The sequence below is a fragment of the Streptomyces sp. NPDC031497 genome, assembly GCF_055580905.1.
Window position 1 is genome coordinate 224,052 of the sequence record NZ_JBVIKO010000010.1, and the last position, 26,268, is coordinate 250,319.

Consider the following 26,268-nt stretch of genomic DNA (forward strand, 5'->3'; position numbering starts at 1 on the left):
CCAGGCGGAGACGCCTGGACCGGGGCCGTGCGGAAGTCAGTCGGGCTAGGACGTCAGCCCTGCCCCGCCTCCTTCTCGCGCTTCAGGTTCTTCAGCCGCGCGCCCTCCTTGCGGACCTCCGCCTGGGTGGCGCGCTCCTTCGCCAGCCACTCGGGCAGCTCGCGCTTGAGCTCCTCGATCTGCTCGGTGGTGAGCGGCTCGGTCACTCCGCCGCGGGCCAGCCCCGCGATGGACACGCCCAGCCGCTCCGCGACCACCGGACGCGGGTGCGGTCCGTTGGCCCGCAGCTCGCGCAGCCACTCGGGCGGGTCGGCCTGGAGCTCGGTCAGCTCGGCGCGCGAGACGGCACCCTCCTGGAAGGCGGCGGGCGTGGCGGGCAGGTACACACCCAGCTTCTTCGCCGCGGTCGCGGGCTTCATCGTCTGGGTGGTCTGGTGCGAACTCATGAGGCCAAGGGTATCGGCCGGGTAGGAAAGCGCCGACCACGGCGGACGCGGGGCCACGACCGTCATGCGAGGCCGCCGTCTCCGGCCGATGCGGGGCTGCCGCCCCGCGCCGGTTAACCTGGCCAGGTGACAGGCTCGGAGGAAACACCGTCGTTCCGGCTCGCGTACGTCCCCGGCGTGACGCCCGCCAAGTGGGTACGCGTCTGGCACGAGCGCCTGCCAGGCATCCCCCTCAGCCTCCACCAGGTCACGGCCGCCGAGGCGTCCGACATGCTGCGCGCGGGTGACGCGGACGCGGGTTTCGTACGGCTCCCGGTGGACCGTACGTTCTTCAGCGCGATCCCCCTCTACACCGAGACCTCGGTGGTCGTCGTACCCAAGGACCACGTGATCACGGCGGCCGAGGAGGTCACCGTCGCCGACCTCGCCGACGAGGTCCTCTTCCATCCCCTGGACGATGTCTTCGACTGGGACGCGCCGCCCGGCGAGCCCGCCTTCGAGCGCCCGGCCACCACCGAGGACGCCGTCGAACTGGTCGCCGCCGGCGTCGGCCTCCTCGTCGTCCCGCAGTCGCTGGCCCGTCTCCACCACCGCCGGGACCTCACCTACCGGCCGCTCACCGACGCCCCCCGGTCGACCGTCGCGCTGTCCTGGCCCGAGGAGGCCACCACGGACCTGGTCGAGGACTTCATCGGCATCGTCCGCGGCCGCACGGTCAACAGCACACGCGGCCGCCAGACCGAACAGACGCCCCAGGGCTCTCAGGAGACGCGGGCGCAGCCGAAACGGCCGCAGAAGGCGACCGCGGCGGGCCGTGGCGCACAGGGCCGGGCCGGCGGCCCCAAGCGCACCCAGTCCGCCAAGCCCGCGAAGCGCGGAAAACCCCGCCGCCGCTCATGAGCCACGCCCCGGCGGGCGGTGAGCCGTGGGCCGGGCGGTCGTGGGCCGCGCTTCGGTGGGTGGTGGGTGGTGGGCCGGGCGGTCGTGGGCCGCGCTTCGGTGGGTGGTGGGTGGTGGGCCGGGCAGTCGTGGGCCGCGCCTCGGTGGGCGGTGGGCCGGGCGGTCGTGGGCCGCGACCCGGCAGGCGGTGAGTTGTGAGTCAGCCGGTCATGGGCCGCGGGCCAGTGGGCCAGGAGTCGCCCGTCAGCCGGGCGTGGGCCGCGGGTCATCGGGCTCGGGTCGTACGCCGTAAGGGATCCGCCGGGGCTGACCCGGGCCCGCTCCCGGACTGCTTCCGCGCGCCCCGATCACCCTCCCCGAACCTGGGCCCTCGCGATGTCACGATGCCTGCGGACATCCCGGAGATCAGCGCTGGAGGCGCCCGTGAGCCCCGAAGTAGCCCCGGACGAAGCCGTCGACCCCCGTACCTCGTCCGCGTTCCTCGTCAACGAATCGCTCGGCTACCTGTTCCCGGCGGCCCTGCGTGCCGCCGCGGTCGTCGGTGTGGCCGATCATCTGGCCGACGGCCCCCGCACGGCGGCCGAGCTGGCCGCGGCCACCCGCACCGACGCACGGAGCCTGTACCGGGTACTCCGGCTGCTGGCCACGCGCGGTGTCTTCGAGGAGGACGCGAGCGGCCGTTTCCGGCTCACCTCCGCCGGTGACGCCCTGCGCAGCGACGCGCCCTGCTCGGCGCGTTCGGCCGTCCTGATGAACACCGACCGCAGCATGTGGCTGCCGACCGCCGACCTGAGCCGCTGTGTCAGCGAGGGCACGTCCGCGTTCGAGCACCTTTTCGGGCTGCCGTTCTGGGACTACTTCGCGCAGGACGAGGACACCGCGGACGTCTTCCACTGCGGTATGGCCGCGATGTCCGACGCCGAGAACGAGCCCATCGCCACCGCCTGCGACTTCCCGGCCGGCGGGACGGTCGTGGACGTGGGCGGCGGGCACGGCGGCTTCCTGCTGACGGTCCTCGACCGCCACCCCGGTCTGCACGGCGTGCTGTACGACCGGCCGCACGTCCTGGCCGGACACCGGCTGGACACGCCCGGGACCGCGGGACGCTGGACCATCGAGGCCGGCGACTTCTTCACCGCCGTGCCGAAGGGTGACGTCCTCGTGCTCAAGCGGATCCTGCACGACTGGGAGGACGAACAGTGCGTGGCCCTCCTCGACCGCTGCCGCACCGCCCTGGCACCGGGCGGGCGGATCCTGGCCGTCGACGCGGTCGTCCCGCCGGGCAACGCACCCCACCAGGCCAAGGCGCTCGACCTGCTGCTGATGGCGGCACTGGTGGGCCGCGAACGCACCGAGCCGGAGTTCGCCACGCTGTTCGAGTCCGCGGGTCTGAAGCTGTCGAGGGTCGTGCCGACCTCGACCGTGCTCTCGGTGATGGAGGCGGTGGCCGCCTAGAAGATCCTGGCCCAGGGCGTCCTGGGCTCAGTCGCGCTCTCAGTCGCGCTCCGGTGCCTTCGACCGCTCGCGCAGGTCGGCGACCGCCAGGCACAGCGCCACCAGGATGAACCCGACGGACGTGAGCAGGCCCAACTGGAGCGCCTCGGTGGCCGGGCCGCGGTTCGCGAGGTGGGCGAAGTACACGGAGCCCACCACGGCGATCCCGGCCGCCGAGCCGACGCGCTGGCCGGTCTGCAGCACCCCGCCCGCCGCGCCGGCCCGTTTCACCGGGACGCGGGTGAGGGTGAGCGTGGTGTTGGGGGAGACCGTGAGACCGGAGCCGATCCCGCCGATGATCATCGGCACCGCCGCGGCCCACCCCAGGCTCTCCAACGGCACCAGCCACGCCACGGCGGCGATCCCGAGCAGCCCCACCGCCACCCCGCTGAGGCCGATGACGACCAGCCTGCGCCCGTGCCGCACCACCAGCCGGCCCCCGAGGGCGGCACCGACCGCCGACGCGATCGCGAACGGCAGCACCGTGAGGCCCGAGGCCAGCGCGCTGTACCCGGCCGCGTTCTGCAGGAACAGGGCGAGGACGAAGAAGACCGTGGTGAACCCCGCGAAGTAGGTCAGGCTGATCAGCGCGCCGCGGGTGAAGGACCGCAGGGAGAACAGGTCCAGATCGACCAGGGGCGCTCGTCCGAGCCGTCCCTGCCGCCGCTCCCACACCCAGAACAGGCCCAGCAGCACTCCGCCCACCGGCAGCAGCGCCCACTTCAGCCGCCCGGTCCACTGCTGCTCCTGCACCAGCGGCAGCATCAGCGCGAGCACCCCGGCACCGAGGAGCACCACCCCGACGGGGTCGAACTCCTCCCGCCGGCCGGGCGACGCGGGGAACCGGGGCAGCAGCCGCAGTCCCGCCGCCAACGCGGCCACCCCGATGGGCAGATTGACGAAGAACACCCAGCGCCAGCCGTCGCCGGTACCGACCGCGTCGATGATCAGACCGCCCGCCAGCGGGCCCACCGCCGTCGAGACGCCGATGACACTGCCGAGCAGCCCGAAGGCCTTGGCCCGTTCGGCGCCCTGGAACATCTGCTGGATCAGGCCCGACGTCTGCGGGGCCACCATGCCCGCCGCCGCGCCCTGGATCAGCCGGAACACCACCAGCCAGTCGGGGCTCGCGGCGAGCCCGCAGGCCGCCGACGCCACCGTGAACGCGGCCAGCCCGAAGAGGAAGGCCTGACGCCGGCCGCGCATGTCACCGAGCCGGCCGGCCGGCACGAGCGCCAGTCCGAAGGTCAGTGCGTAGCCGGAGACCACCCAGGACTGGGCTGCCTCCGTCGCCCCGAGCCCGTGCTCGATGGAGGGCAGTGCCACGTTCACGATGGAGGTGTCGAGCAGCGAGATGAATCCGGCTGCCAGACACACCCCGAGCGCCCGCCACCGCCGGTCCTCGGTGGCCGGTCGCTGCGGATCTGCCCAGGTCGTGGTCATGCCGCCACGCTATGCAGTCATCACAGATGTCGCACGACCGGCGGAGCGAACGGCTGGCGATGCTGGCCCTTCCGGGTGAGGTTCAGCGGGCGTACGACGCCTCCCGTGCCGTAGCCACGACCCGGTCCCCGTCCGCCCCGGGCAGCAGTCCGTCCGCCACCCACGCGGCCACGGCCGACCGCACCCGCGCCACCAGCGCCCACTTGTCGTGGAACGGGGCTCCGGCCCAGATCTCGTCGAGCAGCGAGCCGCCGTCCGGCTTCGCCGGGTTGGCGACCCCCGAGTCGAGGCCGCCGAACACCACCGTGGGCTCCGAGCGCCGGAAGTAGGCGTGGGTGGGGTCCTCGGTCCCCTCGTGGAAGGGGGCGAACTCGGTCCCGGCGGTCCCGTCCAGGGTGAAGTGGAGCGGAGTGCCCGGCACCGGGGTCAGGGACGGCAGCAGGTCCCCGGAGAGCCCCGCGTTCCGGTACAGCCCCAACTCCAGGTACTCGGTGGCAGGGTCGCGGCCGACCAGATGGACGGGACCGTAGAACAGGGTCTGCAACGACGGGTCGTCGAGGGCCTTCTCCACCCGCAGCCGGAACGGGACCGACACCCGCACGGTGTCCCCGGCCCGCCAGGTCCGCGGGGGCACGGCGAAGTAGCTGCCCGGTACCGGAGTACCCGGCACCGCACGCCCGTTGACCGTCACCCGGAACCCGGCCGTCGCCCACACCGGCACCCGCAGCCGCAGTTCGAAGGAAGGCCGCCCGCTCCCTCCGATGGTGAGCGTGCTGCCCTGCTCCCGCGGGTAGCCGGTGGTCTGGCCGACGGTGATCCCCTTCTCGGCCCAGGTCAGTGTCGACGGGCTGTAGAGGTTGACGTACAGGGCGCTGCCGTCGGCCGCCGCGAAGTACACCGAGTCCTGGTACTTGGTCGCGGACTCCATGCCCGTGCCCTCGCAGCAGGTCGTGCCCTGCTTGGGCGTGTAGTCCCGCACGTGCCCGGGCGTCAGCCCGATGAAGTACGTGACCAGTGGTTTCTCGGCATCGGCCCGGTCCTGCTTCGAGCCGAGCACCTGGTTGTAGAGGGCCCGCTCGTAGTAGTCCATATACGCCGGATCCTGCTCGTGGAAGAACAACGCCCGGCTCAGCTTCAGCATGTTGTAGGCGCAGCAGCTCTCCGCGGTGGTCGCGCTGAGGGTCCCCGCGATCACGTCCCGCGCCTTCCAGAACTCGGTGGTACTGGTGCCGCCGATGCCGTACATGCGGTGCGGTACGACCATGCCCCAGAAGTTCTTCGCGGCGGCCAGGTAACGCTCCTCGCCGGTGGCGTCGTACAGCCGGACCAGGCCGGTGAAGATCGGGATGTGCTGGTTGGCGTGCAGGCCGTTCAGGGTGTCGGTGTTCGCGGCGCAGGCGTCGATCAGGCTGTCCAGGTCGAACAGCCGGGCCAGCGCGAGGTGTTCGGCCCTGCCGGTGAGCTCGTGCAGGTCGCAGATCGCCTCGACGATTCCGCCGAACTCACCGCTGGAGAAGATCCCCCACATCCGCTGGAGGGTGGCGGCGGGCAGCACGGACAGCCGTGCGTACATCCAGTCGCCCATGCCGGACGCGAGATCCAGCGCCCGCTCGTCACCGGTGGCGATGCAGGCGTCCAGCAGACCCCGAAGGATCTTGTGTGCGGTGTAGTACGGCGCCCACACCTTCGTGTAGTCGCTGCCGGTCATCGACTCCAGCACTATGAACTGCGTCTCCGGGTAGGCCGCGAGGAACCCGGGGTGGCCGGGCCCGCCCCAGGTCCGGCGCAGGGCGGCGTCCAGGCCGCGTCCCGAGGCGTCCGCGAACACCGAACCGGACGTCTCGCCGAAGGCGTACGAGACCAGGTCGCCGCCGACCCGTGCGCTCTGCAACCCGGCTATCTCGTCGGCGCTCAACGCCCGCGACCACACGTCGAAGCCGCCGAAGGCACCCGCGAAGACGGGGTCGGCGGGGTAGTGGGAGCGGCCGAGCCAGTGGTCGGCGAGGGTGCCGAGGGCGGCCGGGGTGAGGGACATGGCCGTGTTGCGGGCCACGGCCGTGCCGTTGACGTACAGCGTGCCGGTGCCGTCGGCGATCGTCACCGCGAGGTGGCTCCACCGGTCGAGAGGCAGCGCGGCGGTGCCGTCGATCCCCTGCTCGGCGCCCGCGCCGCCGGTGGTGATCGCGAACCGGGGCACCCCGTTCGCGTTGCGGGCGGCGAGGTAGAGGTACCGGGTGGTGCCGTCGCCGAAGTCCAGCACCCGTGCCCAGGCGTCCTGATGGGCGGGTCTCACCCAGGCGGACAGGGTGACGGCGGAGGCGCTCCCGAGCACGCCGGCCGGCAACTCGACGTACTGGTAGGACCCCCGCTCGTTCGCCACGGCGGTCCCACCGAGCACCCCGGCCACGCTCAGCACGGAAGGCTCGTGCCGCAGGGCCTCGCGCACCTCGCCCAACGCCCCCACCATGGTGCGGATCTTCGTCCCGAACACCTCCTCACCGGTGCTCGCGTACGCCTGCGCCAGCATGGTCAGAAAATGGCCGGTGTAGTGCCCGCGCAGATTCCCGTTGGCCTCCCCGTCCAGCCCCTCCCAGCCGCCGGGCGCGACCGCACCGCCCGTGTCCAGCCCCGCGTTGGCCCGGAACACCTGCAACAACCGGTTCACGTCGTAGCCCCGCGCGTGGTCGAGCATCAACGCCCGCTTCTCCGCGAACAGTCCGGGCTCCAGCGCCACCTCGCCCAGCCCGAACGGCCGTACCGTCCAGGCCGCCCGCGCCGCGACCGCCTGCCCACCGACCGCGACACCGGTCCCGCCGACGGCGGCGACCAGAGCCGTCACCTGGAGGAGGGTCCTTCGGGAGAGGGGCTGCGCCATATGCACCTCATCTGTGTGGTCCGGTATTTCGAACGACGTTCGGGAATCCGCCCGGAAGATTTCCAGAAGATAGAGAAGAGGCGTGGGGGCGTCAACGGTACTGACAGGTAAGAGGAGTTGAGGCCGCGATGCCGTTACCCGCGTGCCGTCCGGCCGATCGACTCCACCAGCGGCAGCAGACGGTGCGGGACGCGTTCGCGCAGGGCCACCTCCGTGCGGGTGCGCACCACGCCCGGCATGCTGATCAGCTTCTGGATCACGTCCTCCAGGTGCGCGTTGTCCCGCGCCACCACCCGGGTCAGCAGATCCCCGCCGCCCGTGATCGAGAACGCCTCCACGATCTCCGGCACGGCGGCCAGCGCGTCCCCCACGTCGTCGAGATGGCCCTGGGTGACCTCGATGTGCACGAAGGCCAGCACCGGGTGGCCGAGCGCGGCGGGGGAGAGGGAGGGGCCGCCCCCGGTGATCACGCCGTCCCGCTCCAGCCGGTCCAGGCGGGCCTGCAGGGTGCCCCGGGCGACACCGAGGATCCGGGCGTACTCCCGCACGCTGGTGCGCGGCTGCTCCAGCAGCAGCCGCAGGATGCGGGTGTCGAGTTCGTCCACGGTCATGGTGTGCGACTGTACCAATGGCTCAGGGCTGTTCCGCGCCCAACTGCGCCATTGGCGTGCCCGGCGGACAGGGCCCAGCGTCATGAGTGGGCCGTTGGCTCAGTGAAATCGCGGACACTTGAGCCAGTCGCCCCGGCGATGGTCTCATGGGGGTGTCGATGGCGCTGCGGATCCCCGCGGCGCCATTTCTGTGTCGTCCGTCTGTGTCGTCCGTCTGTGTCGTCCGTCTGGGCCGTCCGTCTGTGCCGTCCCATGGGAGGGGAAGCAGTGCTGAAGAGGGTGTTCACGGCTCCGGACCCGGGGCGGGTGCGGCTGCGCTTCGCCGCGCGGGCCGTACTGGGCATCGGCCTCGCCGTCGTGCTCTGCGGGCTGGCCGGGCACTCCCTCACGGGCGCCGTCACCGGCGGCCTCACCGCGCTGCTCGCCCTGTTCACGGTCGCCGACGCCACCGTGCGCGGGCAGGCCGTCACCACCGCGCTGCTGCCCGCCGTGGGGCTCCCCGTACTGGCCGCCGCGGCCTGGCTGCACGACATGCCCGCCGCACGGGACCTGGTCTTCCTGGCCGTGGTCGGCGCGGGCGTCTACGCGCGCCGCTGGGGGCCGCGCGGCCACAGCCTCGGCGTGTTCGCCTTCATGACCTACTTCGTCGCCCAGTTCCTGCACGCCACGCCCGGACAGCTGCCCGAGCTGTACGCCGCCGTACTGCTCTCCGTGCTCGCCGCGGCCGCCGTCCGCTTCGGTCTGTGGTGCTACGAGCGGCGTCTGCCCCCGGCACCGGCACCCACCCCGCCCGCCGGCACCGGCCTGGCCCGGGTGACCACCCGGCAGGCGGTCCAGGCGACCGCGGGCGCGGGTTTCGCGCTAGTCGTCGGCCAGGCGGTGTCGGGCCAGCGCTGGTACTGGGCGGTCGGCGCCACCTGGTGGATCTTCGTCAACACCGCCTCGCGCGGCGAGACCCTGGTCCGGGGCTTCCGCCGGGTCCTCGGCACGGTCATCGGCATCGCGCTCGGCCTGCTCGTCGCCGTCCCCGTGCACGGCGCCCCCGTCCCCACCGCCGTCCTGGTCGCGGCCGCCGTCTTCGGCATCTTCTACTCGGCAGCCGTCTCCTACACCTGGATGATGCTCTGGGTGACCCTGCTCGCGGAACTGCTCTACGGCCTCCTCGGCGTCCTCACCCCCGGCCTGCTCGCGCTCCGGCTCACCGAGACCGCGGTGGGCGCGCTCGGCGCCGGACTCGCCGTGCTGTTCGTGCTGCCGGTCACCACCCACCTCACCACCGACGCCTGGATCCAGCGTGCCCTGCGCTGCGTCCACGCCTGCACGGCCGAGGCCGCCGCCCGGCTCGCCGGATCCGCCACCGCCGACCCGGCACCCCGGGTGGCCGAACTGGAGCAGCTGCTCGGCCGGGTACGGCTCTCGGTCGCCCCCCTCGTCCATCCGCTCACCCCGATGCCCGGCCGCAAGCGCCGCGCCCGCCGGGTCCTCGCCCTGCTGGACGACTGCGCTCGGGAGATCCGCGGCCTGGTCGCCGTCGCCGCCGATCCCGAGGCCTCCCACGACGCCCGGCTGGCCGCCGCCTGCTGGCGCGTCGAGGCGGCCGTGGAGGCGCTGACCCGGGGCTCCGCGCACATCAGCGGCCCCGCCGAACCGCCCGCCGAACCCGCCCTCGCCCATCTGCACGGGCTGGAGCGCGCCCTCGCCGAACTCGCCGAGCCGCTGCGCACCCCCTCGGGCTCACCCCTGGTCGGCGCCTGAGACGCGCCGCCCCGGACGTCTTGGTCTAGACCGCAAACTGCTACCGTCGGCCCCGGACCGGCTCGTACTGACTCGTACCGGCCTGACTCGTACCGGCTCGTATCGAGAGGGGACACCGGTGGCAGACGGCGGCAGGCGGCGGAGGGCGTTCATCGGGTCGTTCACGGCGGCGGGCGGACCCGGGGTCGTCACGGCGGCGGTCCAGCCGCACAGCGGCGCCCTGGCCCTTCTGGAGAGCGTCGACGGCGTCCCCGATCCGTCGTATCTCGCGCTCGCCCCCGGCGGGCACACCCTGTACGCGGTCAGCGAGACCGCCGACGGCGCGGTGGCCGCGTACCACGTCCACGACGACAAGCCACGCCTCGCCGGGCCCCCGGTCCCGGTCGACGCCAGCGGCCCCACCCACCTCAGCGTCTTCGAGGGTCACGTCCTGACCGCCAACTACGGCTCCGGCAGCGTCAGCGCCGTCCCCGTCCGCCCCGACGGCACCCTCGCCGGCGCCGCCTCCGGGGTGCTGCGGCACAGCGGCTCGGGCCCGCACGAGCGCCGTCAGCGCGGCCCGCACGCCCACCAGGTGCAGCCGGACCCCACCGGCCGCTGGGCGGTCAGCGTCGACCTCGGCACCGACTCGGTACGGGTCTGCACCCTGGACGGCGGAACCCTCGCCGTCCGCCGCGAATTCGCTCTGCGCCCCGGCTCCGGCCCCCGCCACCTGGCCTTCCATCCCGGCGGCCGGTACGCCTACGTGGTCAACGAGCTCACCCCGACCGTCACGGTCTGCCGCTGGGACGCCGACACCGGCGCCCTGAAGCCACTGGCCGAGACCCCGGTGCTGCCCGGCGCACCGGCCGGCGACGCGTATCCGTCCGGCATCGTCGTGTCACCCGACGGGCGCTTCGTCTGGACGGCGACCCGGGGCGAGGACGTCCTGACGACGTTCGCGGTCGACGAGGACCAGCTGCACCTGACGGCGACGGTCCCGTGCGGAGGCCACTGGCCCCGGGCCCTCACGGAGTCCGAGGGCTTCCTGTACTCGGCGAACGAACGCTCCGGGGACATCACCTGGTTCACCGTCGACCAGGAGACAGGCGTACCGCGCTACGACGGCTCGGTGGAGATCCCGGCGGCGTCCTGCATCGTCTTCGACTGAGCCACCCTGTAAGGGGCGCGGGGCTGTGCCGATGTGCGGCTCCGCCGCGTGGGCGCGCTCAGCCCCCACCGGGCGGCCGGTCGAAGAACCTCCGCACCACCCCGAAAACGGCCGACGGGCCCCTTCCGAGAAGGGACCCGTCAAGGCACACACGCCGACCTCAGCGCACCGGCGCACCCTGCGCCTGCTGGGGAGCGATCCCCAGCGCCGTCGTGTACTTGGCCAGCGCCAGCTTGCCGATCGCCGGATACGGCCCCAGCGGCTCGGCCGTGGCGCACCCCGCCTCCTCGGCGGCCGCCGCCAGCAGGCCCCCGTCGATCTCGGGACCGATCAGATACGGCGCCAGCGCCAGCTGCTGCGACCCCGAGCCCCGCAGCTGCTCCGCGATGGAGGAGATCGAACCGTCCTGGTCCAGTGCCGCGGCCATCACCGGCACGGCCAGTCGCGCGGCGAGCAGCATGCCGGTGATCCCGGCGGCCTGCACGGCCTCCTCGCCGCCCACAGAGGCGAGGATGATGCCGTCGGCCGCGGTCGCCACGGTGAACAGACGGGCACGGTCGGCGCGGGCCAGACCGGCCTCCGAGAGACGCACGTGCAGCGCCTCGGCGAGCAGCGGGTGCGGGCCGAGGACGTCGGTCAGGTCGGCGGCGATCCGGCTCTCCATGACGGCCTGGCGGACCTGGCGCAGCAGCGCGCTGTCCGGGCCGGCCAGCAGCGGCACGACGACCGCGACCGGGCCGTCGGGCATCTTGACGCCCTCGGTGCCGGCGGCGACGGCCTGCTCGTAGCGGGCGGCGCGCTCCTCGGCGGCACGGGCGAGGACCGACTGGAGGGTGGGGAACTCCGCGTCGTCCCCGTCGAGGTACCCGATCCGGGCATCCAGGCCGGGCAGCTCGGAGCGGGCGATGCTCACGACCTCCTCGGCGAGGCCGCGCGTGGCCGCGCTGGGCGTACCCGGCACCGCGAGGACGAGCGCGGGCGCGTCCTCGGGAGCCACCAGCGGCTCGGGTCGGCGGTGCCGCCCGGGCTGGCGAGGTCGCGGCATTCGTACTGGCAGGCCGGACGCGGGCCCAGTGGGGGAGCTCATGGCGACGCATGTTACTGGCTTATTGGGCTCCCCTGTTCGGGGAGGGTGCAGGTGAGCGGTATCCGTCCGGTTTTGTCTGATGAGTTACGCATGATTCGGAGGTGATCCCGCCACCTGTCGGACACTTCGTGCCCCAATGGGATCAATCGCCTTTTGTATGTACTACGGAGAGCAGTTTTTCATCACTCGGCAGAGTGAGCCGCCCGACGATCAGGTCACTCGCGACGCGTACCGCTCCGCGCAGCGGATCGCCCTCCGCCGGAACCTGCCGTGCCCGCGGCAGCAGGGTGGACAGCTCCTCGGCCAGCGGTACCAGAAGTGGGTCGCCCAGTCTGGACAGGCCGCCGGTGAGGGCGACTCGGGGCTCACCGGCCGTGGGGCAGACGGCGACGGCCGACTCGGCCATGTGCCGGGCCGCCGCGCGCAGGATCCCGGCCGCGACCGGGTCGTGCGCGGCGCGGTCCGCGACCTGAGGGGCGAAGGAGGCCAGTACGGCGGGCCGGTCGGCCCGCGGGTAGAGCTGCCCGGGCAGCCCGGCCGCCGGCCCGAACCGCTCCTCGGCGCACGCCAGCAGTGCGGCCGAGCCGCCGTCGCGCCCGTCGAAGGCGCGCAGCGCCGCCTCCAGGCCCGCCCGGCCGATCCACGCGCCACCGCCGCAGTCGCCCAGCAGATGCCCCCAGCCGTCCGCCCGCCGCCACCCGGTCAGATCGGTGCCGATCGCGATCAGCCCCGTACCGGCGGCGATCACCGCGCCCGGGTGGGGGCCCAGGGCGCCGACGTACGCCGTCACGGCGTCGGCGGCCAGGGCGACCGTCCGCGCGCCGAGTTCGCGGGCCAGCGCGTCCGGCAGTTCGGCCCGCAGGGCGTCGCCGAGGCTGGCCAGACCGGTGGCGCCGACCACGACGGTCGTCACCCCGTCGAGCCCGTACTCGCCGATCAACGCCCGTGCCATGGGCAGGAGTTGCTCCAGCAGATGCCCGGGATCGATGCCCCGCGCCCCGGTACGCACCGGCTCCCGGGACTCCCGCGGCACCGACGGCTCCCGCCCCGGCACGCCTACGACGGCCCGCAGGCCGGAGCCCCCGGAGTCGACGGCGAGATACCCGGGCCCGGTGCCCCCGGAGTCGAGGGGGCCGGCGGCGAGATCCTCCAGGCCGTGCGCCTCGCCGCCCCCTGCGCTCATCGCGGACCCCTCATGGCAGACACCGGTCCGCGGGCATGGACGAGGGCTGCGCGGACGCCATCGTCGGCAACCGGCCTTCGGGTCCAGAGTGTTGGCGACGAGGGGCCGGTACGGCGCGAGGACCCTGGGGGAGTGGCTTGAACGCTGGACGCAACGGGCTCCCTTCCTCCCCGGTGACCGACGGCCCGATCCGCCGGACGGGCTCGATGACCTTGATGAGGAGGAAGAGTAGCGCCGCGGGCGGCGTCCGTGCGTGCGGGCTTCCCTGGCTGTGCGGAACCCCGGTGTGTGCCAGTAGGGTGACGCGCTGTGGCACCACGACCCTTGCATGAACTAGTTGAAGCAGGCTGGGCGAAGGCTCTTGAACCTGCGGCCGAACGCATCGCAGAGATGGGGAACTTCCTGCGGGCCGAGATAGCGGCCGGCCGGACCTACCTTCCGTCCGGAGCGAATGTCCTGCGGGCCTTCCAGCAGCCCTTCGACGACGTTCGTGTCCTGATCGTCGGCCAGGATCCTTACCCCACGCCGGGAATGGCCATCGGACTGAGTTTCGCGGTCTCGCCCGAGGTGCGTTCCCTGCCGGGCAGCCTGGAGAACATCTTCCGCGAGCTGAACACCGACCTCGGGCTGCCCAGACCGTCCAACGGCGACCTCACCCCCTGGACCCAGCAGGGGGTGCTCTTGCTGAACAGGGCACTCACCACCGCTCCGCGCAGTCCGGCGGCGCACCGGGGCAAGGGCTGGGAGGAGGTCACCGAGCAGGCCATCCGGGCGCTGGCGGCGCGTGGCAAGCCGCTGGTGTCCATCCTCTGGGGACGTGACGCGCGAAATCTGCGGCCGCTGCTCGGGGACCTGCCGGCGATCGAGTCGGCTCATCCCTCGCCGATGTCGGCGGACCGTGGGTTCTTCGGCTCGCGCCCGTTCAGCCGGGCCAACGACCTGCTGGTGCGGCAAGGGGGCCAGCCGGTGGACTGGCGTCTGCCGTGAGCCGTGGCGCCCGCGACGGCTCGGAGGGCGGCTGCGGTACGGGCGTCACGGGTGACATCCCGACGCCTGCCCGGCGTTCGTCCTGACGGACTGCCGGATGGTCCGAGGCGTGGGTGCGGCGCCTCGCCTCGGAGGCGGCCGGCCCTGGGCCGGGCAGCCGCCCACCCCGACGTCACCGCCCGCCTCGTCCCGGCCGTCGGCAGCGCACATTCCGGCGGGCTGTCGACGTGCACGCTGCCGACGGGCACATCGCCCGCCGACGAGCGGGAGGCGTCACGCCGTGAACTGATAGGCCGGGTAGGTCAGGTATCCGGCGTCACCCCCCCTGGTAGTACGTCGCCTCGTCGACGGGAGCGATCGGGACACCGGTGGAGGAGAGGAACTGTGAGATCAGGTAGCCGTTGGCGCCGTGCGGTTCCACTGCCGCGCTGGAGCGGGTGGCACGGGAACCGGACCGGCTCAAGGTGCCCGTCGACGGGGCAGCCGGGCAGGCCCGGAAGGCGGCGCCCGATGACCCGGCCGCCGGTCAGTTGCCGCTGGTCAGTGGCTGGTCGGCCACTGCCGGTAGGCCGGCGGCCGGCGTCCAGCGGATCTGCGTACTGGCCAGCGTGACCACGAGCGCCGCTGCCGCGACGACCGCCAGCCCCCACACCAGGCTGCTCGAGTTCGCCACGAACCCGATGAGCGGTGGCCCGGCCAGCAGGCCCGTCGTGCCCGTCGCGGCGACCAGGGCCAGCGCCTCCGAGCCCTGTTTCGCCGCGGCCACATAGACGCACGGGGTCACGGCCGCACACCCCAGCCCGACGCAGGCGAACCCGATGAGGGCCGCCGTCACGCCCCCGCTCACCAGGGCGAAGGCCAGCCCGGCGGCGGCCAGCGCGCTGCCCGACAGGACGACCCGACCGTCGCCCCAACGGGTGCGCCAGCCATCGGCGAAGAGGCGGGCCACCACCATCATGCCCGACACCACGGCGATGCCCGCCGGCGCCAACTCCGCGGAGGCGTTGGCGACTTCCCTCAGGTAGAGGGCGGACCAGTCGTTCATGGCGCCCTCGGTCACGGTGCCGAACGCCATGGCGCAGCACATCCAGAGCGTCATGCGGGACGGCAGGCTCCAGCCGCCGCTCTTCCTCGCCTTGCCGGGCTTCTCGTCGGCGGAGGCGGAGGCGTCGGAGTCGGAGGCGTCGGCGGAAGCGGCGGACGCAGCGGACGCGTCTTCGTCGAGCAGACCGGGGCGCGCCACGGCGACCAGCAGCACGAGCAGCACCGCGGCCACACCGAAGTGCACCGCCACCGACGAGGTCGCCGCGTTCATGCCGGAGGCGAGGAGGGCCGCGAGCAGGGAGCCGGCGCTGAACGTCGCGTGCAGTCTGGCCATGGCGTTGCGCTCGTACCGCGTCTCCAGGGCTGCTCCCTGCGCGTTCATGGCCACGTTCAGGCAGCCCACGAACACCCCGTCGGCCACCATCACCAGCAGGGCGACGGGATAGTCCGGCGCCGCGGCCAGTGCGAGGAGCAGCACGGTCAGACAGAGGGCCGACAGCAGCGCCAGCCGCGCCGAACCCAGCCTTCTCGTGAGCACGGGCACCAGCGGGAACGACGCCACGGCACCGATGCCCGCGGCCATCAGCAGCACCCCCACCTCGGCCGCGGTCAGACCGAGGTCCGCCTTGAGGGCGGGAATCCGCGAGGCCCAGGTCGCGTACTGGAAACCGAGCGAACAGAACAGCGCGGCGATGGCCAACTGGGCGCGGTGGAAGGGATCATGGACACGGAACACGCACATCAACTCGCTTGGTCGACTCGGCCGTCGCCTCGGGCATGGAGACGGGACATGTAGACGGCGTTCGCGCCGTAACCGCCCGGGGAGATACCCGGGTACGGGGTGAATCCGTGCGCCGACCAGAACGGCTCGCTGTGGCCGACGGCGATCAGCGAGATCCGCTCGAACCCGCGCGAACGGGCGGTCAGGGTCAGGTGGTCCAGGAGACGCCGGCCCAGGCCCCTGCCGCGCAGACGCTCCGTGACCACGAGGTCGTGCAGGTGCAGATTGCGTGCGGAGCCAGCGGCGAGCGCGGGCGCCTCCGTCCGGGCGAGGTCGGGGTATCCGAAGGACGGATACGGCAGTGCCAGCAGGTATCCGGCCGGCCGTGAGCCGACGTCCAGGACGAAACAGGTGTCCGGCGAGGCATCCGCCCGGGACCGCAGCGCCGCGCGCCCCTCCGACAGGCCGAGCGCCGTGTACGCGCGGGACTCCAGCGCGACGATGGTGTCCCAGTCGGCGTCGGTGATGTGCCGTATGTGCACATGGTCGCCGCTCATGGCCGCCCCCCGCCCGTGCAGACGTAGGGGAGCGGGTCGAAGCCGTTGAACCCCTGGGTCGTGTAGCTGATCGCGTAGGCGCCGCTGGACAGCACCCAGACCGGATCGCCCGACGCCAGAGCCGCGGGGACCTGCACGAGACCGTGCTCATGGGGGTAGGCGTCGTCGCTGTCGCAGGTGGGACCCGCGACGACGGCCGGGACGGACTCGGCGTCATGATGCGTGGGGAAGACGAGCCGGTACTGCAACGCGTCCATCTCGTACAGGCCGTTGAACTTGCCGCAGCTCAGGTAGAGCCAGTATTGGGGCTCGCCGTCGGGGCGCCGCCGCTTCGACAGCCTGGCCACATGGGCCCGGATGACCCCGTGGTCGGCGACGAGGTGGCGGCCCGGCTCCATGACGAACGCCAGGTGTTCGCCGTGGACCTTCCTGAGATGACGCATGCCCTCGCGGATCACCGCGAAGATCTTGTCCAGCGGGGGGTCCAGCGGCGTGCCGTACCGGTCGAGGTATCCGAGGGCCGGCAGACCGCCGCCGAGGTTGACGTGGTCCAGCAGGATTCCGCGCCGGCCCAGCGCGGTCAGGACGTCCGTCAGGCGCTCGACGGCACTGTGCCAGGCGTCGGCCGTCATCTGCTGGGATCCGACGTGCACGGACAGCCCGGAGGGGGTCAGTCCCTTCTCCCGCGCCGCCGTGAGGATCCGCACCGCGTCCGCGGGCGTGCAGCCGAACTTGTCGCTGAGCCCCCACAGCGCCCCTTCACCGCCGGTCGCGAGCCGGACGAACACCCGCGCTCCCGGAGCGTGGACCGCGATCGCCGCCATGTCCTCCAGGCTGTCGGTGGCGAAGTCCCGGACCCCGAGCCGGTGGGCGTCGGCGATGTCCCGGTCCGACTTGACGGTGTTGCCGTAGTGCATCCGGCCGACCGGCACGCCCACACGCAGCGCCTGCTCCAGTTCGCGGGGGCTTGCCGCGTCGACTCCGGCGCCCTTCCCGGCGAGGCACCCGAGCACTTCGTCCACCGGGCAGGCCTTCATGGCGAAACGGATGTCGACGCCGGGCAGTTCACGCCGCAGCCGGTCGTAGCCGTCCTCGATCCCGGTCAGGTCGAAGACGATCCGGTCCTCGGTGGCGCCTTCCAGTACGGTGATCACGGGTGATCTCACCGCTGCTGCCCGGGCGTCGCGGGTACGGAGGTGAGCCTCGCCGCGCGCACCAGCGGCTCCCACGCCTCCGTGAGCAGGGCGAAGTCCTCGATGTCGCCGCGGGCTTCGTCGAGGAGCCGCTCGCGGCGCTGCCACAGGAGGTCGGCGAACTCGGCGTACCTGCCGCCCAGTTTCCGGTAGGCCGAGTCGAGGACGTCCAGCTTCCGGACGTTCTCGCCCGGGTCGAGCCGGGCGCTCTCCCGCGCCAGCCGGGCCACCGCGGACGCCCGCACCTGCCCCTGGTCGTCGAGCAGCCGCCCGCCCGCGCGGGCCATCTCGTCGTAGACGAAGTTGAAGTAGAGCATGGACAGCAGGAACTTGACGAAGCGCATCTGGTACGCGATCAGGCCGGAGTCGGTCCTGCGCTCACCGGTGTAGAAGTTGACGATGTTCCGGTTGTGCAGGACGCCCGGCAGGGCGGCGTCGTGGACCAGGTGGATCAGGAAGTAGTCGCTGCCGATCGTGTCGGTCGCGGGCGGCAGCGGCACGCGCTCGTGTACTCCGTGGAAGCTGATGTTGCACATGTCCACACGCATGGGATCGACCAGGGCCAGCACGGAGTGATCCGTGGTGAACGCGTCCGAGCCCGCGCCTCGGAAGGACTCGTCGACGAGCTGTCTGCGCTGCTCGTCGGACCAGTGGGCGGGCGCCCACAGACCGACCACGTCGTGGTAGACGGCGGGGTCGATCCGGAGTATCTCGCCGATGTCCACGGACAGTTCGCCCACGAACGAGCTGCCCACCATCGCGACCCGCTTGCTCATGTGGTCGACGGCCAGTGCGTTCTCGGTGACTTCGGAGGCGGCGTCGGCCGCGCGCCTGCCGAGCGACAGGAGTTCGTGATGGACGGGGAAAACGTTGTCTCCGTTCACCGTCTGGTAGCGGCTGTCGGAGTCCCTGCGGTGGACGGACTCGCATCCGAGCGCCGCGGCGATGAGGAACGCGCGGTTGGTGCAGGCTCCGTAGGAGACGCCGGCCGGGAGCATCAGGTCCAGCAGCAGATCGGGCTTCATGACCGCGGCCCGGTCGATCGCCCGCCGGAGAAAGTCCCGCTGCCCGTCCTCGTCGAGGTGGTGGACGACGATCCGCGGATCGTCCGGGACGCGGCGTACGGCCTCGGCGTGTTCCGCACGGACCGGTGCCGTGCAGGAGTCCAGGATCAGCAGGTGCACCTCGGTGTCGAAGTGCTCGGCCGCGTAGGCCGCTTCCTCGGCGACGGCGGCGATCGTCGCGGAGCACGGTCGGTTGGTGGGCAGCGTCAGGCAGATTCGGCGCATGTCTCTTCTCCGGCCGGTATCTCTCCCGCGACCGGCTCGACCGGCTCGTCGGGGGCCGCCCCGCTCCAGGACGTGCGGCCCAGCAGCTTCGACCCCAGATCGGTGAGGTCGGCCCTGCCGTACCGCAAGGACTCGTGTCGGGTGGCGTCGCCGAGGAGCGTCGCGTTCCAGTCCGGCGTACCGAGCGTGCGCCAGGACTCGACCCGGGAGCGCCGGAGTGTCTCGTGGGACTCCAGCGCCGGCATCATCGAGAGGTACTGGGCCGCGCGCACCGCCCCGTCGGAGGTGTTGGGCGCCACGCCGTGCGCCAGCAGGCCGTTGAAGATCAGCAGATCTCCGGCCCCGAGTTCAGGCCGGACCACGGGGAACTCCGTACGGTCGATCCTGGGCCGGATCGGGTCGCGGTCGTCGGGCTGGAACGCCTTCCACTGGTCGAACCGCTTGAACAGTTCGGGGCAGCACTGGAAGCCGCCGAGTTCCGGCCGGGTGTCGGTGAGGGAGATGATCCCCTGGACCCGCTGCGGCAGCACGCCGAGGGTGGTGTCGACATCCCAGTGGAGCTCGATGTCGAACCCCTCCTGCGTGCTCGGGATCAGCGCCCGGTCGCGGTTCCTGATGTTCGGCGGGTTCAGGTTGAGCCGGTCGAGCGTGACCCACAGCTCTTCGACGTCCCACACGTCCACGAACGCGTCGTAGACGCGCTGCGTCTGGCGGCTGTCCCACAGGAGCTGGTGGTGGTAGGCCTCGACGAAGCCGTAGATGTGCAGTTCCCGGTCCAGGTCCGAGCGGTAGGCACGGTCCTCGTACCAGGTCTCCGGACGATCGGGGTCGAGACCCTGGAACTCCCAGGCGAAGTCCAGCAGCCGACGGGCCGACGAGGCGGGGATCGCCTCCTTCACCACGACGTATCCGTAGGTCTGCCAGAAGGCGAAGTCCTCCTCGGAGAGGACTCGGAGGGGGCGGGACTTCTGCAGGTCCCGCAGGGGTGTCTGGGCGAGATAGGTCTCGCCGTCGGAACTGAAGTAGGGGAGGTTCGACGGGGCTCGATGGAGATAACGGTCAGTCGTGGGCATGCGGTGCTCCAGACCTCGATCTCAGGTGGCGGCGACCCCGACCGGGTCGCCAGATGCGCGGAGCGAGGGCGGTGGTCGTTCCCGCAGGATCACTGCACCACGTGACACACCAGCCCCGGTGCGAACTCGCGCAGCCCTAACTTGGACTAGACCAACTCGTCATGTCAAACATGGCAGTTGAGGGCGTGTTTTCGTCAAGAAGGCGGAAATCGGACCCACTTGACACGGGCGGTTAGCCTGAGCGGAGGCTCATTGGTCTGTACCAACAGAAGGGCGTACTCGATGGTCTCCAGCACACAGGGCAAGGACTTGCGACGACTTGCGCTCTCCGTCCTGCAGCCGGGGTTCGTGGGCACCGACGCGCCGGACTGGGTGCTGCGCGACATCGGTGACGGCCTGGCCTCGGTCGTGCTCTTCGCCCGGAACATCGTCTCGATCGACCAGGTCGCCCGGCTGACCGGTCGACTACGCGCGGAGAACCCCGAGTTGGTCATCGCGATCGACGAGGAGGCCGGCGACGTCACCCGCATCGAGTCCGCGACCGGCTCCACCCGGCCCGGCAACTTCGCCCTCGGCACCGTCGACGACACCGACCTCACCGAGGCCGTCGCCGCCGACCTGGGCCGTCAGCTACGCGCCGCCGGCATCAGCCTCGACTACGCGCCCAGCGCCGACGTCAACTCCAACCCCGACAACCCGATCATCGGCGTCAGGTCCTTCGGCGTCGACCCGAAGGTGGTGTCCCGGCACACCGGCGCATGGATCCGGGGCCTGCAGTCGGCCGGGGTCGCCGCCTGCGCCAAGCACTTCCCCGGCCACGGTGACGTGGCCGTCGACTCCCACCACGGCCTGCCCACCTACGGCGCCGACCGCGAACAGATCGCCGCCCAGGCCCTGCCGCCGTTCCGCGCCGCCCTGGAGGCCGGCGTGCGCGCGGTGATGACCGGTCACCTGCTGGTCCCCGCCTACGACACCGAGCTGCCCGCCACGCTCAGCCGGCGCATCCTGGACGGCCTGCTCCGTCAGGAGCTCGGGTTCGACGGCATGGTCGTCACCGACGCCATCGAGATGGGTGCCGTCGCCGACCGCTACGGCCTGGGCGGGGCCACGGTGCGAGCCGTCGCCGCCGGTGCCGACGCCGTCTGCGTCGGCGGCGAGAACGCCGAGGAGGCCACCGTCGGCCTGCTCGCCGACGCCCTGGTCGACGCCGTCGCCGCCGGGGACCTCACCGAGGCGCGGCTCGCCGAGGCGAGCGGTCGCGTGCGGGAGTTCGCGGCCTGGTCGGCAGGCCTGAGCCCGGTCGGCCCCGCCGACACGAACGGCAGCCGCATCGGCTTCGCGGCCGCCCGCCGGGCCATCCGGCTGACCGGCGCCGTGCAGGAGACGGTACCCCTGTCCGCCGCCCCGCACGTGGTGGAGCTGGTGCCCACCACCAACCTGGCCATCGGCAAGGAGACCCCCTGGGGCGTGGCCGCCCCGCTGGTCGAGCGGCTGCCCGGAACGACGTCCATCCGGGTGCGCGACGAGGACCTGCGGTCACGTACCGCCACCCTGGAGACGCATGCCCTGACACCGGCCGCGGGCCGCCCCCTGGTCGTGGTCGTCCGGGACGCCTCCCGGCACGGGTGGATGGCGCGCGCCCTCGCCGAGATCGTCACCGCTCGTCCCGACGCGATCGTCGTGGAGATGGGCCTGCCGGGCGCCCCCGTCCCCGCGGCCGCCCAGATCTTCACCCACGGTGCCACCGCCGCCTCCGGAGTGGCCGCCGCGGAGGTCCTGGCGGGGGTCCGCTAGCGCCCCGGGCGATCCAACGTCCGCACCCGCACACGGCGTTGACGCACCCGCGGCTCTTTCCTACCTTCTGGGAGCGCTCTCACATCCATCGCCAGAGCAGGCAGGTCCCATGACCCCCCTAAAGAGATCAAGAAGTCGCCGCCTTTCCCGAGCCGCGGCCGCACTCGCCCCGGCGCTGCTCGCCGTCCTCGTCCCCCTCGCACCACCGGCGTCCGCCGCCGGCACCATCTGCAACAGGTACTGCGACACCCGTGACCCCGCCCTCTCCCCGGGCGACCGCACACCGGTCACGGCGAGCTTCTACGCACGGTCGATCGTCCTGCACTTCGACGACGCCGACGCCATGGGCTGGGCGTCCATCGACAACGGCAACCCGGGCGACGAGGTGTGGCTCGACCGCTCCTTCGACGGCGGCCGCACCTGGAGCTCGGGCAGCAAGCTCGGCGACACCAGCGTGCCCACGGGCCGGCGCGGCTGGCGCACCCTCATGTACAACGTGGACGACTGGAACAACCTCGGCGTGGGCGCCCTGCGCGCCTGCGGCAAGGCCGGGGACCGTGCCGAGATCGCCTGCACTCCCTGGGCCCGCACCACCTGGAACGCGGGCGAGCCGCGCACCGCGGCGGCCACCGGACTGATGACCTTCTACGACTACGGGACCGGCCTGTTCGACACCACCGGCTGGTGGAACTCCGCGAACGCCCTGACCGCGCTCATCGACAACATCCGCGTGACCGGCATGGGCAGTTACCGGTACGCCGTCGCCCGCACCTACGACCTGAACATCAACGCGCAGGGCGGGCAGTTCCGCAACGACTACATCGACGACACCGGCTGGTGGGGCCTGGCCTGGGTGGCCGCGTACGACCTGACCGGCGACAGCCGCTATCTGGCCACGGCCCGCGCGGACGCCGACCACATGGCCGCCTACTGGGACGGCACCTGCGGCGGCGGAGTGTGGTGGAGCACGGCGAAGACCTACAAGAACGCGATCGCCAACTCCCTCTACATCCAGCTCAACGCCGCCCTGCACAACCGCGTCCCGGGCGACACGACGTACCTCGGCAGGGCCCGGGCCGGCTGGAGCTGGTTCCAGGGCAGCGGCATGATCAACGGCTCGCACCTGGTCAACGACGGCATCGACCTGTCCACCTGCGGCAACAACGGCCAGGCCGTCTGGTCGTACAACCAGGGCGTCCTCCTCGGTGCCCTGGCCGAGCTGTACCAGGCCACGGGCGACGGCGGACTGCTCACCAGCGCACGGCAGATCGCCGACGCCACCACCACGACCTCCCTGCTCCACACCTCCGACGGCATCCTGCGCGATCCGTGCGAGAGCGGCGACTGCGGAGGCGACGGCCCGTCCTTCAAGGGCGCCCACGTGCGCGGCCTCGCCAGGCTCAACTCCGTGCTCCCGGACCACCCGTACACCACCTACCTCGAACGCCAGGCGGACCGCGCCCACGGGAGCGACCGCAACGCCCTCGACCAGTACGGGCTGCGCTGGTACGGCCCGCTCGACCAGGCGGACGCCGCCCGTCAGCAGAGCGCCCTCGACCTGCTCGACGCCGCGTCATGACCGGCCGACAACGTTATCCGGGTCCGACCGGCACGCCCCGGACCACCTGACCGACCCGCACAGGCAGTGGTGGCCGCGTCAGTTCGGCGCGCGGCCACCGCCTGCTCGGCGACCGGCCGGCCCGGGCCGTCGCCCCGACCGGCCCGGTCGTCCTGCCGTGGACCTCCACGACGTCTTCGGCGCAACCGGCCCCCGGACATCGGCCCGTGCGCACCCACCACCGAGAGCGGCCGGACCGCTCGTGTGCGCAGGTCGGAGCCGTCGTGTCGGCCCGGTCGAACAGGGTGACGGAACTCGTTCCGGAAGACGCCTGCGCGAGCGGGGTCAGTCGTGCGACCGTCGACTCGGAGGTTCGCCGTGAGCAACGGGGCGGCCTCTCCCGTATGGGAGGGCGGTCCGGGCTGTCCGTGCGCGCGTGAGGAGGATGCCTTTGAAGGCGTTCCGTGGTCCGAAGGTCTGGCTGTGGCGCTGGCGGCGCAACCCGCTGAAACGTCGCGCCGACACACTGGAGGCCTGGGTGCTGCTCGGCGCCTGGCTGTTCACCTTGCTGGCCGGGGTGCTCGGCGGGCTCGCGGCGGCCCGGTCGGTCGAGGACGGCCTGGCCCGCGAGCGCGCCGAATGGCACCCGGTCGTGGCCCATGTCATGGACAAGGCCCCAGGAGGGTCCGGGCCGAAGTCCGAGTCCTCCGACCGCGAACGGGTCTGGGCGAGGGTGGGCTGGACCGTCGCCGACGGCTCCGCGCACACCGGCCAGGCCCGGGTCCCGGCCGGCAGCAAGGTCGGCACTCCGGTCACCGTCTGGACGGACCCCCAGGGGCATCTCGTCACCCGTCCGCCCACCGCGTCCGAGGCCCATGTCCGCTCCGCGCTGATCGGCGGGCTGGTCGGGCTGAGCACCGCCGCCGTCCCCTTCGTCGCCGGGCTCGTGGTGCGCGGCCGGCTGGAGCGGCGGCGGATGGACCGCTGGGACGCGGAGTGGTCGCGGCTCGGGCCGCAGTGGGGCAGGACGACCGGCTAGGCCCTCGCCCGCCCCCTGGGGGTCCCCGAGGTCACTGACTCGCCAGCGCCCTCCGGCAGTTGGCGAGCAGCCGCTCGTCCTGGGCGATGTCGTGGCTGCCGTACCCGCCCGGCCGTGCCGTGTGCCGTCGGGTGGTGGCGAGTTCGGCCGTCAGCAGGTCGCGCAGCGGTGCGGCCGCCGGGCCCATCGCGGCCAGGCACTCGGCGATCGCGCCGCGGGCGTAGGGATTCTCCGACCAGGCGGCCCGCAGCACCGGCAGCACGGGATCCGGATCCCCGTCGATCCGCCACCACGCCTGCGCCGCCGCGGTCCGTTCCCGCACCCGGCCGGATCCGGCCAGCGCGCGCAGCTCGGGCAGTGCGTCCCGGGCGGCGGCCCCGAGCCGCCCCAGCTGCTCGGCCGCCGTCCGGGCACTGCCGCTGCGACCGTGCGTCAACTCTCTCAGCAGCGAGGGGAGTACGGCTTCCGCGTCGCCCTCCGCCGACCACAGGGCCCCCGCCGCCGGCGCCGCGTGCCGGGTGCCGAGGAGCCCGCGCAGGACCGGCGCCGCCGCCCGGGCCGCCGTACCCAGGGCGTCGAGCGCCCGCACCGCCTGCCCGACGAGGGCCTCCCGCGCCCCGAGCCCGTCCGGTGCGCCGCGCAGCAGCCGCAGCACCTCCGGTACCGCCGCCGGGTCCTTCAGGGCGGTGAGCGCCGCCAGCAGCGGAGCGGCCAGTTCGGCGGCCTCGGGGGAGTCCAGCGGGACCTGGCCGAGCCGGTGCCGCAGCGCGGGGGCGAGTGGAGCCGCCGCCGGGCCCAGATGGACCACCTCGAAGCCCAGGCCGGCGGGCACCACCGGGCCCGCCAGCAACTGCCGCAGGACCGGGACCGCGCGCGGGTCACCGCTTCTGGCCAGCGCCTTGAGCGGGCCGCCCAGCGAGGGCCGGCCGCGCTCCCAGGTGTGCACCCACAGGTCGGGCCGCGCGGTCACCAGCGCGTGCAGCTGGTCGGCGGCGGGTGCGGCCAGCCCGAACAGCTCCGCGAGCACCGAGACGGCTGCGTCACGCAACTGGTCCTCCAGAGGCTCCAGTTGGGCGCCGATCAGCGAGACGGGCGCGCTGAAGTCCGCCCGCCACTCCCGGAACAACCCGGCCGACATCCGCACCGCGTTGCACCGGTCCATGGCGTCAGGACTGCCCAACTGGCCCACGAGCAGGGAGATCCGCTCGGCCACCCGGTCGTCCAGCGCCCGGTGGAGGGTGCGCAGCAGATACGAGCCCTCCTCGTCCGACGGCCGCAGCCGCCGTATCCGGCCGACCAGCGTGTCCGGGTCCACCCGGTCGGAACCCAGGGCGCGCCGCTCGGACCGCTCCCGGAGCAACCGGACCACCGTCGGCACCAGATCGGCGGGCAGCCGCTCCGGCGCGCCGAGGGCCAGCTCGCCGAGCGCGGCGAGCCGTATCCCGGGGGAGTGCGGCGGCCCGCTCTGCGCGGCGAGCAGCTCCACCGCCCCTGCCGCCTCGGCGGGATGGCGCCGTACGAACAGGCCGAGGGCGGCGGTCAGGGTCGGCAGCACCTGTTCGTCGCGCTCCACCGTGATCCGCCGGCGCAGCAGCCCCAGCACCCGCGCGGGGTCGTCCAGGAACCGGACCAGCGCGCCCGTGGCCGATCGCCGCACTCCGGGACACGGGTCGTCGGCCAGCGGCACGAAGGCCTCGGCACCCGCGCGCACCGCGGCCTGGGCGGGCGGACCGGTGCTCTCCGCCCCGATGCTGACCAGCAGTTCGACTATGGCGCCCCGGTCCGGCACCTCCGCGCGGGAAGCGAGCGCGAAGAGGAACGGGACGCAGGCGAGCGTCGAGTCGTACACGTTCCCCTGGTGGTGCACCGAGCCGTACATCCCGTCGAGCGCGACCTGCCGTTCGGCCGCGTCCGGCGAGGCCAGTCCGCGCAGCAGACCGGGTACGTCCGCCGCGCTGCCGTACGCGTGCCGCAGCGAGGCCCAGTCGACCTCGTCGATCCCCGTGAACACGTTGTCCTCCCCGGGCGAGTACCACCTGATCAGGAGTCTGCACCACGGCACTGACAAC

21 protein-coding genes are annotated in these 26,268 nt (G+C 72.8%); 8 read left to right on the forward strand and 13 right to left on the reverse strand.

Annotation, left to right across the window (positions count from 1 at the left end):
* Positions 1-53: 53 nt before the first annotated feature.
* The gene (locus ACZ5K7_RS22690; RefSeq protein WP_351698705.1) at positions 54-446 is read right to left on the reverse strand and encodes a DUF5997 family protein; all 393 of its coding nucleotides are present in this window, start codon (positions 444-446) and stop codon (positions 54-56) included.
* 126 nt (positions 447-572) lie between these two features.
* Between ACZ5K7_RS22690 and ACZ5K7_RS22695 the strand changes: the two genes are divergently transcribed.
* Together ACZ5K7_RS22695 and ACZ5K7_RS22700 are read left to right on the forward strand one after the other, a co-directional pair.
* The gene (locus tag ACZ5K7_RS22695; protein ID WP_351698707.1) at positions 573-1,346 is read left to right on the forward strand and encodes a LysR family substrate-binding domain-containing protein; all 774 of its coding nucleotides are present in this window, start codon (positions 573-575) and stop codon (positions 1,344-1,346) included.
* Positions 1,347-1,769: 423 nt separating this feature from the next.
* Positions 1,770-2,801, forward strand: coding sequence for a methyltransferase (locus ACZ5K7_RS22700; protein ID WP_468915569.1), 1,032 nt, complete (start codon positions 1,770-1,772; stop codon positions 2,799-2,801).
* A gap of 39 nt (positions 2,802-2,840) precedes the next feature.
* Here ACZ5K7_RS22700 and ACZ5K7_RS22705 read toward each other — a convergent pair whose 3' ends face one another.
* The 3 genes from ACZ5K7_RS22705 to ACZ5K7_RS22715 form a co-directional block, all read right to left on the reverse strand.
* Positions 2,841-4,283 (reverse strand): MFS transporter, encoded by a 1,443-nt coding sequence (locus ACZ5K7_RS22705; RefSeq protein WP_468915571.1) that lies wholly within the window; start codon positions 4,281-4,283, stop codon positions 2,841-2,843.
* A gap of 82 nt (positions 4,284-4,365) precedes the next feature.
* Positions 4,366-7,158, reverse strand: a complete 2,793-nt coding sequence (locus ACZ5K7_RS22710; protein WP_351698713.1) for a beta-L-arabinofuranosidase domain-containing protein — start codon at positions 7,156-7,158, stop codon at positions 4,366-4,368.
* A gap of 134 nt (positions 7,159-7,292) precedes the next feature.
* Positions 7,293-7,769, reverse strand: a complete 477-nt coding sequence (locus tag ACZ5K7_RS22715) for an Lrp/AsnC family transcriptional regulator (protein WP_351698715.1) — start codon at positions 7,767-7,769, stop codon at positions 7,293-7,295.
* Between the two features lie 267 nt (positions 7,770-8,036).
* Here ACZ5K7_RS22715 and ACZ5K7_RS22720 point away from each other — a divergent pair, with 267 nt between their 5' ends.
* Together ACZ5K7_RS22720 and ACZ5K7_RS22725 are read left to right on the forward strand one after the other, a co-directional pair.
* Positions 8,037-9,524, forward strand: coding sequence for an FUSC family protein (locus ACZ5K7_RS22720; protein WP_468915573.1), 1,488 nt, complete (start codon positions 8,037-8,039; stop codon positions 9,522-9,524).
* Between the two features lie 118 nt (positions 9,525-9,642).
* Positions 9,643-10,674 carry a lactonase family protein gene (locus ACZ5K7_RS22725; RefSeq protein WP_468915575.1) on the forward strand — a complete coding sequence of 344 codons (1,032 nt, stop codon included), beginning with the start codon at positions 9,643-9,645 and terminating at the stop codon, positions 10,672-10,674.
* Between the two features lie 160 nt (positions 10,675-10,834).
* Here the strand turns inward: ACZ5K7_RS22725 and ACZ5K7_RS22730 are convergent, their stop codons facing one another.
* Complete coding sequence (locus tag ACZ5K7_RS22730; RefSeq protein ID WP_351698721.1) at positions 10,835-11,761, reverse strand: sirohydrochlorin chelatase; 927 nt, start codon at positions 11,759-11,761, stop codon at positions 10,835-10,837.
* Between the two features lie 142 nt (positions 11,762-11,903).
* Complete coding sequence (locus ACZ5K7_RS22735; RefSeq protein WP_468915576.1) at positions 11,904-12,944, reverse strand: N-acetylglucosamine kinase; 1,041 nt, start codon at positions 12,942-12,944, stop codon at positions 11,904-11,906.
* 309 nt (positions 12,945-13,253) lie between these two features.
* Between ACZ5K7_RS22735 and ACZ5K7_RS22740 the strand changes: the two genes are divergently transcribed.
* Positions 13,254-13,931, forward strand: coding sequence for a uracil-DNA glycosylase (locus tag ACZ5K7_RS22740; protein ID WP_468915577.1), 678 nt, complete (start codon positions 13,254-13,256; stop codon positions 13,929-13,931).
* Positions 13,932-14,247: 316 nt separating this feature from the next.
* Here ACZ5K7_RS22740 and ACZ5K7_RS22745 read toward each other — a convergent pair whose 3' ends face one another.
* From ACZ5K7_RS22745 to ACZ5K7_RS22770, 6 genes are all read right to left on the reverse strand, one after another.
* The gene (locus ACZ5K7_RS22745) at positions 14,248-14,394 is read right to left on the reverse strand and encodes a hypothetical protein (protein ID WP_468915705.1); all 147 of its coding nucleotides are present in this window, start codon (positions 14,392-14,394) and stop codon (positions 14,248-14,250) included.
* A gap of 63 nt (positions 14,395-14,457) precedes the next feature.
* Positions 14,458-15,717 carry an MFS transporter gene (locus tag ACZ5K7_RS22750; protein ID WP_468915578.1) on the reverse strand — a complete coding sequence of 420 codons (1,260 nt, stop codon included), beginning with the start codon at positions 15,715-15,717 and terminating at the stop codon, positions 14,458-14,460.
* A complete protein-coding gene (locus tag ACZ5K7_RS22755; RefSeq protein WP_468915580.1) occupies positions 15,717-16,253 on the reverse strand; it encodes a GNAT family N-acetyltransferase in 537 nt (178 codons plus the stop codon). Before ACZ5K7_RS22755 ends, ACZ5K7_RS22750 begins: the two co-directional genes overlap by 1 nt.
* Positions 16,250-17,407: a type III PLP-dependent enzyme gene (locus ACZ5K7_RS22760; protein WP_468915582.1), complete on the reverse strand. Its 1,158-nt coding sequence runs from the start codon at positions 17,405-17,407 to the stop codon at positions 16,250-16,252. The genes ACZ5K7_RS22755 and ACZ5K7_RS22760 overlap by 4 nt, the downstream gene beginning before the upstream one ends.
* 8 nt (positions 17,408-17,415) lie before the next feature.
* On the reverse strand, positions 17,416-18,735 hold the full coding sequence (locus ACZ5K7_RS22765; RefSeq protein ID WP_351698731.1) for a DUF6271 family protein: 1,320 nt from the start codon (positions 18,733-18,735) through the stop codon (positions 17,416-17,418).
* A complete protein-coding gene (locus tag ACZ5K7_RS22770) occupies positions 18,717-19,808 on the reverse strand; it encodes a phytanoyl-CoA dioxygenase family protein (RefSeq protein ID WP_351698733.1) in 1,092 nt (363 codons plus the stop codon). The genes ACZ5K7_RS22765 and ACZ5K7_RS22770 overlap by 19 nt, the downstream gene beginning before the upstream one ends.
* A 282-nt stretch (positions 19,809-20,090) precedes the next feature.
* Here ACZ5K7_RS22770 and ACZ5K7_RS22775 point away from each other — a divergent pair, with 282 nt between their 5' ends.
* The 3 genes from ACZ5K7_RS22775 (at position 20,091) to ACZ5K7_RS22785 (ending at position 24,199) form a co-directional block, all read left to right on the forward strand.
* Positions 20,091-21,602, forward strand: a complete 1,512-nt coding sequence (locus ACZ5K7_RS22775; protein ID WP_468915585.1) for a glycoside hydrolase family 3 protein — start codon at positions 20,091-20,093, stop codon at positions 21,600-21,602.
* Between the two features lie 109 nt (positions 21,603-21,711).
* Positions 21,712-23,181 (forward strand): glycoside hydrolase family 76 protein, encoded by a 1,470-nt coding sequence (locus ACZ5K7_RS22780; protein ID WP_468915587.1) that lies wholly within the window; start codon positions 21,712-21,714, stop codon positions 23,179-23,181.
* A 424-nt stretch (positions 23,182-23,605) separates the two neighbouring features.
* Positions 23,606-24,199 carry an Rv1733c family protein gene (locus ACZ5K7_RS22785; protein ID WP_468915588.1) on the forward strand — a complete coding sequence of 198 codons (594 nt, stop codon included), beginning with the start codon at positions 23,606-23,608 and terminating at the stop codon, positions 24,197-24,199.
* Positions 24,200-24,230: 31 nt separating this feature from the next.
* Here ACZ5K7_RS22785 and ACZ5K7_RS22790 read toward each other — a convergent pair whose 3' ends face one another.
* Positions 24,231-26,210, reverse strand: coding sequence for a HEAT repeat domain-containing protein (locus ACZ5K7_RS22790; protein ID WP_468915590.1), 1,980 nt, complete (start codon positions 26,208-26,210; stop codon positions 24,231-24,233).
* Between the last annotated feature and the right edge of the window lie 58 nt (positions 26,211-26,268).